11 protein-coding genes are annotated in these 13,362 nt (G+C 57.7%); 6 read left to right on the top strand and 5 right to left on the bottom strand.

The window, feature by feature from the left end; translation table 11 throughout:
• Window positions 1-29 precede the first annotated feature (29 nt).
• Both CO666_RS19345 and CO666_RS19340 read left to right on the top strand, forming a co-directional pair.
• Window positions 30-1,016: a substrate-binding domain-containing protein gene (locus CO666_RS19345; protein ID WP_097613810.1), complete on the top strand. Its 987-nt coding sequence runs from the start codon at window positions 30-32 to the stop codon at window positions 1,014-1,016.
• A gap of 196 nt (window positions 1,017-1,212) precedes the next feature.
• Window positions 1,213-1,995 (top strand): FadR/GntR family transcriptional regulator, encoded by a 783-nt coding sequence (locus tag CO666_RS19340; RefSeq protein WP_097613809.1) that lies wholly within the window; start codon window positions 1,213-1,215, stop codon window positions 1,993-1,995.
• Between the two features lie 77 nt (window positions 1,996-2,072).
• Here the strand turns inward: CO666_RS19340 and CO666_RS19335 are convergent, their stop codons facing one another.
• Both CO666_RS19335 and CO666_RS19330 read right to left on the bottom strand, forming a co-directional pair.
• Window positions 2,073-3,872, bottom strand: a complete 1,800-nt coding sequence (locus tag CO666_RS19335) for an adenylate/guanylate cyclase domain-containing protein (RefSeq protein WP_097613808.1) — start codon at window positions 3,870-3,872, stop codon at window positions 2,073-2,075.
• A 112-nt stretch (window positions 3,873-3,984) separates the two neighbouring features.
• Entirely contained in the window at window positions 3,985-6,303 is a 2,319-nt protein-coding gene (locus CO666_RS19330) for a membrane-bound PQQ-dependent dehydrogenase, glucose/quinate/shikimate family (RefSeq protein ID WP_097613807.1), read from the bottom strand.
• A gap of 254 nt (window positions 6,304-6,557) precedes the next feature.
• Between CO666_RS19330 and CO666_RS19325 the strand changes: the two genes are divergently transcribed.
• Window positions 6,558-7,661, top strand: a complete 1,104-nt coding sequence (locus tag CO666_RS19325; protein ID WP_097613835.1) for an acyltransferase family protein — start codon at window positions 6,558-6,560, stop codon at window positions 7,659-7,661.
• 579 nt (window positions 7,662-8,240) lie between these two features.
• On the top strand, window positions 8,241-8,540 hold the full coding sequence (locus CO666_RS19320; protein ID WP_097613806.1) for a hypothetical protein: 300 nt from the start codon (window positions 8,241-8,243) through the stop codon (window positions 8,538-8,540).
• 62 nt (window positions 8,541-8,602) lie between these two features.
• Here CO666_RS19320 and CO666_RS19315 read toward each other — a convergent pair whose 3' ends face one another.
• Window positions 8,603-9,229: a sugar transferase gene (locus CO666_RS19315; RefSeq protein ID WP_097613805.1), complete on the bottom strand. Its 627-nt coding sequence runs from the start codon at window positions 9,227-9,229 to the stop codon at window positions 8,603-8,605.
• Window positions 9,230-9,681: 452 nt separating this feature from the next.
• Here CO666_RS19315 and CO666_RS19310 point away from each other — a divergent pair, with 452 nt between their 5' ends.
• A complete protein-coding gene (locus tag CO666_RS19310; RefSeq protein ID WP_097613804.1) occupies window positions 9,682-10,434 on the top strand; it encodes a Crp/Fnr family transcriptional regulator in 753 nt (250 codons plus the stop codon).
• A 139-nt stretch (window positions 10,435-10,573) separates the two neighbouring features.
• Here the strand turns inward: CO666_RS19310 and CO666_RS19305 are convergent, their stop codons facing one another.
• Window positions 10,574-11,596, bottom strand: coding sequence for a glycosyltransferase family 2 protein (locus CO666_RS19305; protein ID WP_097613803.1), 1,023 nt, complete (start codon window positions 11,594-11,596; stop codon window positions 10,574-10,576).
• A gap of 123 nt (window positions 11,597-11,719) precedes the next feature.
• A complete protein-coding gene (locus CO666_RS19300) occupies window positions 11,720-12,634 on the bottom strand; it encodes a glycosyltransferase family 8 protein (RefSeq protein WP_097613802.1) in 915 nt (304 codons plus the stop codon).
• A gap of 304 nt (window positions 12,635-12,938) precedes the next feature.
• Here CO666_RS19300 and CO666_RS19295 point away from each other — a divergent pair, with 304 nt between their 5' ends.
• Window positions 12,939-13,238, top strand: a complete 300-nt coding sequence (locus tag CO666_RS19295; protein ID WP_097613801.1) for a hypothetical protein — start codon at window positions 12,939-12,941, stop codon at window positions 13,236-13,238.
• The last annotated feature ends 124 nt before the right edge of the window (window positions 13,239-13,362 follow it).

The following is a 13,362-nucleotide window of genomic DNA, read 5'->3' as shown; positions in this document are numbered from 1 at the left end:
CGTGCCCGTCTGTTTCAAGGGAGGAAACCATGAGGAAGGCATTACTACTGACAGCCGCAGTTCTCGCAATGACCGCCGGGCAGGCCCTGGCCAAGAAGCAACTCGTCATCGTCGTCAAAGGCCTCGACAATCCGTTCTTCGAAGCAATCAATCAGGGTTGCCAGAAATGGAACAAGGAGAATCCGACGGCGGAATACGAGTGCTTCTATACCGGTCCGGCATCGACATCCGATGAAGCCGGCGAAGCGCAGATCGTTCAGGATATGCTGGGCAAGGCGGACACGGCTGCCATCGCAATTTCGCCGTCAAATGCAAAACTCATCGCCCAGACCCTGAAGACCGCCAATCCGACGGTTCCGGTGATGACGCTCGATGCCGACCTTGCAGCCGAGGATGCCGCGTTGCGCAAGACCTATCTCGGCACCGACAATTATCTGATGGGCGCCCGCATCGGCGAATATATCAAGAAGGCCAAGCCGAAGGGCGGCAAGATCTGCACGATCGAAGGCAATCCGGGAGCGGACAATATTCTCCGCCGCGCACAAGGTATGCGCGACACGCTCACCGGCCAGAAAGGCCTTGCCGCGCTCAAAGGCGAGGGTGGTTGGACCGAGGTCGCCGGCTGCCCGGTGTTCACCAATGACGATGGCGCCAAGGGTGTTCAGGCAATGACCGATATCCTGGCCGCCAATCCCGACCTGGACGCATTCGGCATTATGGGTGGCTGGCCGTTGTTCGGCGCGCCGCAACCCTATCGCGACCTGTTCAAGCCGATGGCCGCCAAGATCGCCAGCAACGATTTCGTCATCGGCGCTGCCGACACGATCGGCGACGAGGTTGCTATTGCGAGCGAAGGCCTGGTGACGGCGCTCGTCGGTCAACGGCCGTTCGAAATGGGCTACAAGGCCCCTTCGGTGATGATGGATCTGATTGCCGGCAAGCCGGTTGAAGATCCGGTCTTCACCGGGCTCGACGAGTGCACCAAGGATACGGTCGATACCTGCATTCAAAAGTAGGTTTGCGGTTTGGCGGCGCCCGGTTCACGGGTGCCGCCGACTGTCCCCATCAGGCGGATCGGAAGATCCGCAGGGCTTGACGCGCCCTGGATTCCGCGCTTTTTGGCGGGGTCAATCGCAGGCGACTTCCTCGTTATCACGATTGTTTTGATAGTACGCGCAGACAGTCGAAAGAATGCTGAGGCAGTAGACGTAAATGCCTGACAAGAAATCGGGAAAGCCGGGGGCTCCGGTCGAGGTGGTGACGGTCGACCGCTCGGCCACCACAAGGCGCCCCAATTCTCCCCGCATGGCCGGGGCGAGCGTCCATGTGTCTCTGGCGGGCGAGATAGGGCTGCGAATAGTGCGCGGCGATTACCCGCCGGGCACGATCCTGCCGAATGAGGCAAAGTGGTCGCAAGTCTTCGAAGTCAGCCGATCGGCGGTGCGCGAAGCCATCAAGATGTTGATGGCCAAAGGCCTGCTTTCTTCCCGCCCGAAAATCGGCAGTTGGGTCGAACCCAAGGAACGTTGGAACCTGCTGGATCGAGATGTGCTCGGTTGGTATGCCGCATCCCCCGATCGGGAATCTTTTCTGAGGGCGGTGCAGGAACTCCGTCATATGATCGAGCCGGAAGCGACGGCACTGGCTGCGGAGCGCCGGACCGAGGAGCAAATGAACGCGATCAGCCAGGCTTTGCATGACATGGAGCAGGCGACATCGCTCCAGCAGCGAACCGAATCCGATGCGCGATTTCACATCGCGATCTTACGCGCTTCCGGCAACGATTTGCTGGTGCCTCTCGGCGTCTTGATCGAATCGGCGCTGAACCACCTCTTCGCTCATGTCACGCGAGAGGAAGACAATTTGCGCTACGCGCTGAAACTTCATGAAAATATTGAAAAAAGCATCCGCTTGCAGCGACCGGCCACGGCGCGCAACGCCGTCCGCAAGGCATTGGCAAACACCGACCAGCTCATCGCGCGGTGGTCGCGATAGAGGTTTGCGCCCAAGCAGTCGCGTGCGCGTCGGCCGCGAAGGCCTCTGCAAAACCGGAGTCGGGTGCCCCGGCTTTGTCAAAGAGCGCAGGTGGCATCCGACACCACCAGCCCCGCTTTTCGGAGCCCTTCAACGCGGCGGTCAAAATCTTCCGGGTTGCGGAACGGCAGGACGCGGCGGCGGCGCTCGACGGAGAAATCGGGATTGATCTGCAGCGCCTTTTCCCACGCCCGCCGAGCCTCCTCCGGCCGGCCGAGATGGCCGTAGCATGAGGCGAGCAGGGCGTAGGCCGTTTCCGATTGGGCGTTTTGCTGAAGCCGCTGCTCGATCGCGACGATCGCCTGATCATATTCACCGAGAGAAAAGCGTGCATCGGCGAGAAACTGGAAAAGAATTTCCGGATGGTGAGGATCAAGGCGCATCGATGCGTCGAGTGTTTCCAGGGCGCCTTGGGGATCGCCGGAAAATATCTGGATATGGGCCATCAGCATCAGCAGTGCGGCGGAGTTGGGAGAAAGCGCGAGGCCCTGCTGCACTTGCGCCCGCGCCCGGTCCAGTTCGCGGTTCCACATGGATGCCATGCCCAGAGCGAAGTGGCTGTTGGGCTGTTCCCCGGCCAATTCCACCGTCTGCTGCGCAATATTCAATCCGATCTGCAGCGACGCCTCCGGATCATTGCTCCAGGCGTTGACGTAGTCGAGCACATGCGTGAAGGAAATGAGCGCTTGGGCTGCCGCATAGTCCGGATCGATGGCGAGGGCATCTGCCGCCAGGCTGCGGGCGGCCATATTTCCGGTTCGGGTATGGGCAGACGCCTGCTCACGGCCGCGCAATAACAACTCGTAAGCGCCGACGTCGACTGCGCGTCCCCGGGCCAGGCGGTCCTGGTCGCCATGCGTGAGGTTCAGCTTGAGGGCCGCCACAATCTCCTGGGTCAATTCGTCCTGAACTGCAAAAATATCGGTAAGGTCGCGGTCGAAGCGGCTGGCCCAGATATGTCCGCCATTGCTCGCGTCGATCAATTGCGCGGTGACACGCACCCGATTGCCGACCTTGCGCACGCTGCCTTCAAGGACATAGCGGACGCCGAGCGCCTTGGCCATCTCAGGCACGGAGACTGTGACATTCTTGTAGACGAAGGATGAGTTGCGGGCGATCACGTGCAACTCGGACAGTTTCGAGAGATCGGTGATGATATCCTCGCTGATCCCGTCGGAGAAATATTCCTGTTCGGCGTCGCCGCTCATGTTGTTGAACGCCAGGACGGCGATGGAGGGCTTATCAGCAACCGCCGCCGCCGAAGGCGGTTTCTTTGTGGACGGCTCTCCCGGCTGTCGTGCCGGGACCGGCTGCGAGATGGGTCCGACCTGAAGTAAATAGGTCTGCATCGGTTCGGCGATATTCTTGAGCTGGATTTGGCCGAGATCGGTCACGGCGAGATCAAGTCTCGCTCTCACCTGGCGGTAGGCATCTTCGGAGAGACAGATGGCGCCGGGCTTGGCAATTCCCTCCAGCCGCGCGGCGATATTGACGCCGTCGCCCATCAGGTCGCCGTCATTTTCCTCGACCACATCACCCAGATGGATCCCGACCCGGAACTCGATGCGATGCTCGGCGGGCACGCCGATATTGCGCTCGACCATGGCGGTCTGTACCTCGATGGCGCAGCGCACAGCGTCGACGACGCTGCGAAACTCGATGAGACTTCCGTCTCCGGTGCGCTTGACGACGCGGCCGTTGTGCACGGCAATGGTCGGATCGATCAGATCGCTGCGCAGCGTTCTCAGCCGCGCCAGGATGCGATCCTCATCCGCACCGGCGAGGCGGCTATAGCCGACCACATCCGCGACCAGGATCGCCGCCAGTTTTCGCGTCACGCCCGTAACCTCAGTTCCTCGTCGGATCCAAAATAGCACAGAGTGACGGTTGACGTCGCCAAATCCCTATTGCCTTCGACCGGTTTCTTGAAGCTGAGAGGATGACCGGCAGCTAATCCCCGTTCTTCAGCGAAAACGCCAGGACGTAGTCGCCGACGTCAGCCGAATAGGGTGCTCCACCAACCGATATTACGACATATTGCTTGCCGGTTTTCGGCGAGACGTAGGTCATGGGCGTGGCGCTCGCGCCGACCGGCAGGGGATATTTCCAGAGCTCGGTCCCGTTCTCGGCGTCATAGGCTCTTATATAATAGTCTTGAAAGCCGGCGAAGAAGACTATGCCGCCGGCGGTTGCCGAGGTGCCGGCGTAACTCGGCAGGCCCATCGGCATTGGCAGATTGGTTTTGACCTTGAACGGCCCCAGTTCTTCGGCGGTCCCGGCCGGGACCTGCCATGCGATCTTGCGGGTGGTCAGATCCACGGCGGTAACGGTACCGAAGGGCGGTTGCGTGCAGGGAACGCGCAGCCTCGAGGTCCACATCTCGGTCGACATGCCGTAAGGCGTACCGCGCTGCGGGGCGGAGGGGCCGTGTGCCGTGGTCGTGAGGGCAAAATCGACATAGTCTTGCCGTGGAATGAGCGCGAAGAGGCTGGGCACGCGAATATCGTTCATGAAGACGCGGTTGTTGGGCAAATCGACCGATATGCTGCCCCAGTTGAGGCCGCCGAGGTTCCCCGGCTGCTGGATCGCCTGCTGTGTGCCGATCGGGGTGAAATCGCCGTCATAACGCAACTTGCGAAAGGCGATGCGGCAAACCAGCTGATCGAACATCGTCAGGCCCCAGGCCGTCTCTTCCGTCACGCGGTCCGCGCCGATTGTCGGCATGCCGACGGAATAGGGCTGCGTCGGAGACAATTTCTCCTCCGGTGCGCCGCCTTGCTGCGGCACTGGCTTCTCCTGAACCTCGGCAAGCGGTGCTCCGGTCTGACGGTTAAGCAGGAAAAGCTGCCCGCGTTTGGTGGTCTGCAGCAGAGCAGGCACGGTGGCGCCATTGCCATCGGGCAGGTCGATCAGAGCCGGCTGAGCCGGGAGGTCATAGTCCCAGATGTCGTGATGCACGGTCTGGAATTTCCATTTCTCCCGTCCTGTCGTGACATCGAGGGCCACCAGCGTGGCATTGTATTGATCGGCGAAAGCGGGGCGATTGACGCCGTAATAATCCGGGGTGGTATTGCCGAGCGGTGCGTAGATCAGGCCAAGCTTGTCGTCGAATGCGGCCGTCGTCCACATGTTGGGCGTGGCCCGCGTATAGGTCTGGCCCTCCGGCGGAAGTTTGGTAATCTCGGGATTGCCGAGATCCCATGCCCATTCGAGTTCGCCGGTAACGACATTGAAGGCGCGGATGACGCCCGAGGGTTCGCCAACCTCCTGATTGTCCATGACCCAGCCGCCGACGACGATCAGATTTCGGGCGATCAGCGGCGCCGACGTCTGGAAATAATAGCCGGATTTGACTTCCCCCATACCCTGGGAAAGCAGCACGGTGCCATCGTCTCCGAAGCCTTTGCAGGGCGCCCCGGTCTTGCTGTCGATCTCGAGGAGGCGGGCATCGATGGTTGTCTGCACCAGGCGCTCGTTGCAAAGACCGTCGGCGGATTGCGCCTCCTGCGGCAGCTTGTAATAACCAAGGCCGCGGCAACGCTGCCAATAGGGCGCTGACGCCTTGGGGTCGAAGGTCCAGCGGGGTTTACCGGTATCCGCATCCAGGGCTGCGATCACATCTGTCGGCGTACAGGTGTAGACCGTATCGCCGATCTGCAGCGGCGTGTTCTGATCGGCGCCTTCGCTCTTCCCGGTGCGGTATGTCCAGGCAAGATCGAGTTTGGCGATATTGCTCCGGTTGATCTGATCGAAGGGAGAATAACGATCTCCTGCCGTGTTGCGGCCATAGGATGTCCAGTCGGAGGGTGCGTTGTCGCCCTTGGCGGTCTTGTAGGCGGGGATATCGGGAGAGGGGCGGATGACGCCGTGCGGCGTGAAAGCCAGGCTAAAACCCACAACGAACAGGATGGCGGCAAGCAGGGCGCCACCATGGAAGAGCTTCCGGTTGGCGGTCGGCGAACGCAATGGTGCAAAGAAAAGTGCAAAGCCCGCCAGCGCAATCGGAGACATCAGGCGGGCAAAGAGCGCCCAGAAATTGCTGCCCGACTCCCAGAGCGCCCAGGGAAGGGTCAAGACGGCGACAAACAGGACCAGGAGGCTGCCAGACGTCTTGCGGCGCCACAGCAGAAGTGCGGCTGCCAGATAGGCAAGCCCGACGATCGCATAATAGGGCGAGCCGCCGAGACTGAGCAGCCACGCGCCGCCTCCCCCCAGCGCCAATCCGATAAGGGCGAGAACGATGCAGAACAGGGTGGCCAGAAATTTCATCGTTTTCTTATCCAATCCGCTGCCCGATTGCCTGGATTCCCACTCCGACCGTCGCATGGCACCTCGGGAAGCACAGGGCCATTGGCTTGATGGTCAGCTATCTCGCTTCGAGAGAGGGGACTCTCTCGTTCAATTTTTTCCTGATGTACCTGTGGTCACTGACATGCGGTGCCAATCCGGCAAGGGTATCGCAGCCGCTCCGCGACAACAGAGCGCCATTCCGAACTGCGTCAATACTTCTGAAAGGGGCACAGATGTTTCTCGGCGAAAAGCTTGATCTAGCGAACGGGCGACCGACAGGATTCGATTACATGCGATTACTGTTAGCCTTTTCAGTGCTTTGGATCCATACGGCCCGCGTCACGTATGGCGATGATCTTTTTCTCTGGGAGTCGCCCTTCCGCCCTCTCATCAAGTCAGTGCTGCCCATGTTCTTTGTCTTGAGCGGCTTCCTGGTGGCCGGCAGTCTTGAACGGTCGAAGACATTGATCTCTTTTCTCGGTAACCGATTCATCCGGATCTACCCCGCTCTCGCGGTGGAGGTATTGCTGGCTGCCTTTATACTAGGAGCGATCTATACGGAGTATGACCTGCGTGACTACTTCAGCGATCCTCAGTTCTTTACCTACCTGCTGAATGTCACCGGGCATATTCACTTCAATCTCCCCGGAGTGTTCCTGGATAATCCCGACGCGGCGATGGTGAATGGACAGCTTTGGACCGTGCCCTTCGAGCTCGAGTGCTATATGGTGATTGCCGCCCTCTTCGTGCTTGGCGTGGTCCGGCGGCGGGTGATTGCCCTTATCGTCACGCCGGCCTTGATCATCAGCTTCGGTATCGCAAGGTATTGGAAACATGAAAGCGACTGGGCAACGATGCCCACGACCGCGTCGGGCAATCTGCTCATTTGTGCTTTTCTCGCAGGGGTGACCTTTTATCTCTACAAGGATAAGGTGCTGTGGGATGCAAGAATTTTCCTCGCCTCGGTGGCCGTGATCCTGTGGGCTTATTGGTTCACCTCCTTCGGAGACTTCATTGCCATTCCGGCCATGGGATATGTCACGGTCTTCCTCGGTCTGACCTCGCCGCGCAAGCTTGGCATTCTGCGGGGAGCGGACTACTCCTATGGCGTCTTCCTCTATGGCTATCCCATCCAACAGGCGTTCGTGGCGCTCGGGCCGTGGGCGCATAACTGGTTGCTGAACGGCATCGTCTGCAGCATCGTTGCCACTTGCTTTGCTGCCTTCTCGTGGAGATTCGTCGAAAAGCCGGCACTGAAATTGAGGAAACAAGTCACCTGGCTTGAAAACCTCAGCCTTCAGCGCGGCGCGAAATTGGCCGGGGCGGCTTCGAAATAGGGATCCGTTCGAGGCCGGCAATTCCCGGTACAGCCTGATCGGCCAGGGATCAGCAGGGTTCGCCATTGCCGCGAACCCCGTTCTTTATGGTGGCGATCGTTACGGGTGAGCAGCAGCCGGCCTTTCATAGTGCCGAATTTCGAGCAGGCAGCCACCAATTGCTGATATGGTCGATATCGCGTGCTTGCCTGGCAGGCGCGATCCGGGCGGTGGCGAGCGTAATGCACTCGTCCTAAACCTATGTGCAGCCCCATCTTTTCTCCAATCGAACGAATGCTTTCGTTCGATTGGAGAATGCCGCGCCTGCACATCAATAGTTCCTGTATTAAGCTCCCAAATGCCTAAATCTTCCGGGCTGCAATATCTGCAGATTTCTTGTTTTTTGGCGTATAGCGCCTTTGCTGGATGAATAGCCGAATATTCCAGGCACTGGCTGGTTCGACTTGTTGAGCCATCTTAGCAATATTTTAACGATAACCGATAAAATACTTTAATCGGACCTCGTTTCGACTTCACGTTTCGTCATGCATTCAGGGCTGACGGCGGCTTGAAGGAGGTGTGAAGAGAGGAGCAGGAATAATGCTGAAAAGCACCCTCATCGTGGTTGCAGTCTCCGTCGCTGCCGGAGCGACAATTCGCGCCTGGGCCTTTGCAATTTTCGCATTTCTGCTGGTCGCGGCCTGGGGCGCCATGATCCTGCTGAGAGGTTCTTCCTTTGCGGAAGCGAGCGTTTCTTGCCTCCAGCTGCTTGCTTTGATGGAAATATGTTATCTGGCGGGACTATTTGCGTTCGCATTATGGGCGCATATCCAAAAACGCCGGAAGAGGGACTCCATCGCCGATCGACCGCATATGACCGGCAAGCGCCCTCACGGATAAAGCGACGGCTGGCGCCAGGGATAGGATATCGGCGAGGGCTATCTCGGCCTCGTGTCAGACCGTCACAGCTCTTGCTTTGGCAGCAAGGCATGCCGGGAAAGCAGGGCGAATACCGTTCTTGCCATGATCACGAAATCCTGCGCGAGCGTCCATTTGGACAGATAGTCGACATCGAGGGAAACTCGATAGCTGATGTCGCTGCGCCCACCGCTCTGCCAATGACCAGTCAGGCCCGGACGGACGGACATATAGGCATCGGCATGTTCACCATAACGCGGCAGTTCTTCTTTTGTAATCGCGTGGGGGCCGACGAGGCTCATATGGCCGAGCAACACATTGATCAATTGCGGAAGCGTCTCAAGGTTTGAGCGCTGCAATACATCGCCGATCACCGTTACATGCACGGTCCGAAATGCCAGGCAACCAAACTCCTTTCCTTTATAACCGATCCGACGACGGGAATTGAAAATAGCCCCGCCGTCACTGAACGTGACGATGACGGCCACCGATAAAAAGAGCGGCGATAGAAGCAATAAGAGCGTTGCCGCAAGGAGCATATCCAGCGCGCGCTTCAGAATTCTGCTGATCGTGCGGGATTGTGACGAGTTGGAGGGATGCCTGTTCTGTCGGGCTCCGGCGAAATCCCGCCAAGTTTGGGTTGCGTCGATGCTATGATTTTTTCCCGCCATCCGCGTCCTCGTTAGAACGAATCCCAGAAATCACAGCCAAAGCTTGTTTTAATCCAGGCTCGATGTCTGTGACCAAGGTCATAATCGTGAATAAAATCTTTGCACCTCAAAGAAATTCTTGTGAATACTTAAAATAAGTATTCGTTTCGAACTGCGTGATTTGAGTATTAATTACATTTATTTTTATTTGCAATTTTTATCCGGAATTTCTTGATTTATTCTTTCGGTGTGCAGTTGCTGTTAATTGTATAAAAAGTGTCACATAGATTTGGAAATTTCCTTTCAATAGAATTCAATAGCAGTTTTAAGATATTCAAATATGAGGATCAATCAGATTTATGTATAGTTTTAACACGAAATTTTTATATTATTACTATTTGACTTTCTAATTTGACCCATTACGAATGTTTACGGCGACGGCAAGGCAATTAGTCTGCGTGGAGTTACTCGCAATGGACGGGATGATTAACATCCGAGGCGGCAGGACTGAGGAAAGTGCTCCGCGAACGGGTGAAGCGGTTACTTGCGGGCCTGCAGGTCATGAATACGGCCGCCGGGCGGATTTGGATCACGAGTTTCCGTTTTGCCGCACGAATGTTCGAAAATTTCGCCGTGGTGAGGTTATTGCCGGCGCTGGTGTCGTCATCGATATGTTCGCCCGCGTCCATCGCGGAATGGTGAGGGCAAGCACTCCGCTTGCTGATGGGCGGGAGTTTATCGTGGAGATCATTCCGAAAGGCGGCTTGATCGGCGAACTGGAGGTGCTGCGCAAGCAATCTCTCAATCTCGAATATCGGGCCACGTCGGATTGTGAGCTGCATTACTTCGACGGCCGGTTGCTGCGGGACCTATGTGCGACCGATCCGCAATTCCAGGTCAAGATCCTGTCGAAGGCGCTGGCGCGTGTTTCCGAACTCGAGCTGAGGATCATTTCCAACGCCGGATCGAATTTGAGGCAGAGATTGGCCTGGACGTTGCTGCGTCTTTCCACCGTGTACCGGACGGATGCGCAGAACAGCGGCGATGAACTGACCATCTCCCAACACGATCTGGCCGCGACGCTGCCGGCGTCGCGTGAAAAGGTCAACCAGTGCCTGCGGCGCTTGCGCGAGAGCAAAGTGGTCGACGGGACGCAAGGCAAAATCCGTATTCTCAATCGGAAAGCGCTTGAAGCCTATGCCGAGGGTGAGACGTCCCTCGCCTGAGCTTCGCTCCGCGGAGGGAGCAGAGGAAAACTCCCTGATGCGCCGCTACCACGTCGCGTGTCTTTCGGCCGCGCAAGGGGCGCTGCAGGCTTTGGATTGTTGGGCGATCCCCTTAACCCATCCGTTGCGGCTGCGCGCCTCAGACCTCGCTCTCTGATGCATTCCTCCAGTATTTCCAGCCTTCACCCTGGATGAGACCGTGATCGGAGAGGTCTTTCCAGCTTCTGTAAGTGGCCGTATCGTCATAGACGAAGTCGTCCATGTCTTTGCCCGCGGAATATACCTTATATTCCTCCGTATGCTGAGATCGATGCTGGGCATCGGCAACCTTATGCACGAAAGTGGACAGGAACTTGAAATGCAGCAGCGCGCCGGATACGCCGAGCGCTCCGTGCATGTCGCCCAGATTCAAAGAGAGCGGCCAGACCTGGTGTGACGACTTGAGAAAAAGACGTTCACCCTTGACATAGACGAGCGGTATCTTGTTGAGCGCGGGGCCATCCCAGAGCCGGTCGTGGAAATAGACGCGCCCGCGAACGCCGCCCTTGATCCATATCGTCCAGTTGCGTTTGTCGAAATGCGCGACATAGCCGGATCGGTCGAAGAGATTGCAGACCTCAAGCGGATTGCGGCCGGGCTCGCATATGTTTTCGAGAACGGGATGCGGGCTGTACATGTCGATCATGACGGAGCGCAGCGAATGGCCGCCGGTGGAATCGATATAGGCGGTCAACTGTTCGATCGGCCGTGTGTCGCAATGCGGATAGACTAGGAACTCGTCCGCATCGACATAGAGAACCCATTTCTCGCGGCAGTGCCGGTTGATGACTTCGTTGATCCAGTCGTTTCCGAATCTCGCCGCCTTGTAGGATCCGTGAGCCGAAAGAAGAGAGACATCGTCGAAGCTGGACAGCAACTCCACCGTGCCATCGGTCGAGCCGTTGTCGATGCAGATGAAGTGCTCGAAGCCGAGATCGCGATAATACTGGAGGAAGTATGCCAGCCGGTGCCCCTCGTCGCGGATGACGCAGATGACGACGTGACGCGCCTGCTTGAGCCCGCGGCGCAGCAGGTCGTAGCGGACCTGCCGAGCTTTGAGCCCTCGGCGCAGGCGGGCTTTTAGGTAATGCGAGATACTGGCGGCGGAAGCCCTATAACTCATATTCTGTCCTGAACATTATTCATTCTGAGATGAATGGAAGAATAGTTGCGCGTCCGCCTGCCATCACGGCTCGACCGGCAATCCCGATGCGGACAATCCTGAGGTCTGACCAACAACACACCATCATACGGCGTAGTCGCCACCGACCAGCAGGCTCTGGACCCGCGGATGGGGCCCGCCTTTCTCAATTGCGTGTTCGATGCGGGCTCGTATCGACCGGTATTTATAGAGCACCTTACGGTCGAAGCTTATTCCGCGGTACAGCGCGTTGTAGATCGGATGTGCTTTGCGCAGGTCGACGTAGACCTGGCTTTCCCGATCGGTCCACGGAAAGAAAGTGCCGTGCCACGGCTTCGGATGCGCCATATAATGGACGATCGACAAGGAGGACATGTTCACCAGATGAAGGAACTGTTTGGGAAAGTTCCAGCGGTTCGAAACGAGGATGAGCGCTGAACCGCAGACATAATTCAACGCGCCCTGATCATGTTTGCCCTCGCAAGCCTCGGGGTTTTTAGCAAAAAGCTCAAGCGCCTCCTGCCCGATCCAGCCGTTGCGATGGAATTTCAGGACCCCTGCGTTGAAATAGTAGCTGCTCTTTCCCGTGTCGAGGAAGTCGTGGATCGCGGTATAATCGCGCGCTGCGAAAAACCTGCCCTCGGGTACCGTGGCATTTTCCAGCCGCCCGAGATCGCTAACGATCTGCGTATCCCCATCGAGGTAGATGATCTGGGTATAGTTGACAGGCAGGATCTCGCAAAGGACCAGCTTGGCCATGGTGCTGACGCTGATGCGTCCTTGGAAATGCGATCCGTCGAGCTTGCCGAGCGAGTCCTGCAGCGCTTCGGTCGCATCGATCAAGTCGACCCCGCTTGTTGCGAGCAGGGCTTTCAACTCTTCGAAATTATCGAGATGTTCCGACATGAGGACGCAGACATCGGTCGCGGGGCTTGCGAATTTGCGAGCCTGAAGCGCCGACAGAATGGTCGGAAATGAATACTCGACATCCGTGACGTAGACGACACATTGATTGTTCATGTCATCACCCTTCCGATTGTGCACAATACGAATGAACCGGCATCGTCTTTCCAGTCGCGCGAACGGTTGTGAATTGAGCCGACAGGTCTGTCATATGAGGGCGCCGTTCGGTATATATAGCCGCATCCGGTCCGGACGTGGCTGAATCGGATCTGGCTGCCGGCGGCTTATGTGTGTTCATTGTTGAGATATTCACCATGAAGAGTGCCTTGCCTGTCACCAGGCTGTGTTTCGACATCTTGTTTCGCGGTACGACCATCGGTGCCGGGATGTTTGTCGGAATGCAGAGGGAAGGGAGATTGCCATGCTGATCACCACAGGTGTGGCAGTCGTGATTTCGATCGCTGCCGGGGCTTCCATCCGTGCCTGGGCTTTCGCGATTTTTGCATTCCTCGTGGCAATCGGCTTCGGCGGCGTGGCTTTTGCCAATGGCTCTTCCGTGATCGTGGCGATCCTCTCCAGTGTCGCCATCCTCGTGTTCATGGAAACCGGCTATCTGGCAGGTGTGTTCGTGTCGGGGTTTTTGCGGCGCAATGGCAGGGCGCGGGAAAATAATTCCGTCGCAGACAACGTCGCGACCACCCACGAGCGCCCGCAAGGCTGATGTTGACGTAGAGCTCTCAGCATGCCCGTCTGCGGAGCGCTTTGCAGGGCCACGCTCGGCCGACGGGCTGCTTCCAGCGACGATCCTTGAAAAACACGCGGAAAAACACGACGCGGTCGGACGA

Source organism: Rhizobium chutanense, from assembly GCF_002531935.1.
Taxonomy (GTDB): domain Bacteria; phylum Pseudomonadota; class Alphaproteobacteria; order Rhizobiales; family Rhizobiaceae; genus Rhizobium; species Rhizobium chutanense.
Note: the sequence above shows the minus strand (reverse complement) of the source record. Positions and strands in the feature narration are given on the sequence as shown.

Excerpts from the sequence above, each read along its gene's own strand:
- CO666_RS19315 (WP_097613805.1), bottom strand. The coding sequence starts at position 9,229 with ATGGCGGGAAAAAATCATAGCATCGACGCAACCCAAACTTGGCGGGAT.
- CO666_RS19320 (WP_097613806.1), top strand. The coding sequence starts at position 8,241 with ATGCTGAAAAGCACCCTCATCGTGGTTGCAGTCTCCGTCGCTGCCGGA.
- CO666_RS19310 (WP_097613804.1), top strand. The coding sequence starts at position 9,682 with ATGGACGGGATGATTAACATCCGAGGCGGCAGGACTGAGGAAAGTGCT.
- CO666_RS19345 (WP_097613810.1), top strand. The coding sequence starts at position 30 with ATGAGGAAGGCATTACTACTGACAGCCGCAGTTCTCGCAATGACCGCC.
- CO666_RS19340 (WP_097613809.1), top strand. The coding sequence starts at position 1,213 with ATGCCTGACAAGAAATCGGGAAAGCCGGGGGCTCCGGTCGAGGTGGTG.
- CO666_RS19325 (WP_097613835.1), top strand. The coding sequence starts at position 6,558 with ATGTTTCTCGGCGAAAAGCTTGATCTAGCGAACGGGCGACCGACAGGA.
- CO666_RS19330 (WP_097613807.1), bottom strand. The coding sequence starts at position 6,303 with ATGAAATTTCTGGCCACCCTGTTCTGCATCGTTCTCGCCCTTATCGGA.
- CO666_RS19300 (WP_097613802.1), bottom strand. The coding sequence starts at position 12,634 with ATGAACAATCAATGTGTCGTCTACGTCACGGATGTCGAGTATTCATTT.
- CO666_RS19295 (WP_097613801.1), top strand. The coding sequence starts at position 12,939 with ATGCTGATCACCACAGGTGTGGCAGTCGTGATTTCGATCGCTGCCGGG.
- CO666_RS19305 (WP_097613803.1), bottom strand. The coding sequence starts at position 11,596 with ATGAGTTATAGGGCTTCCGCCGCCAGTATCTCGCATTACCTAAAAGCC.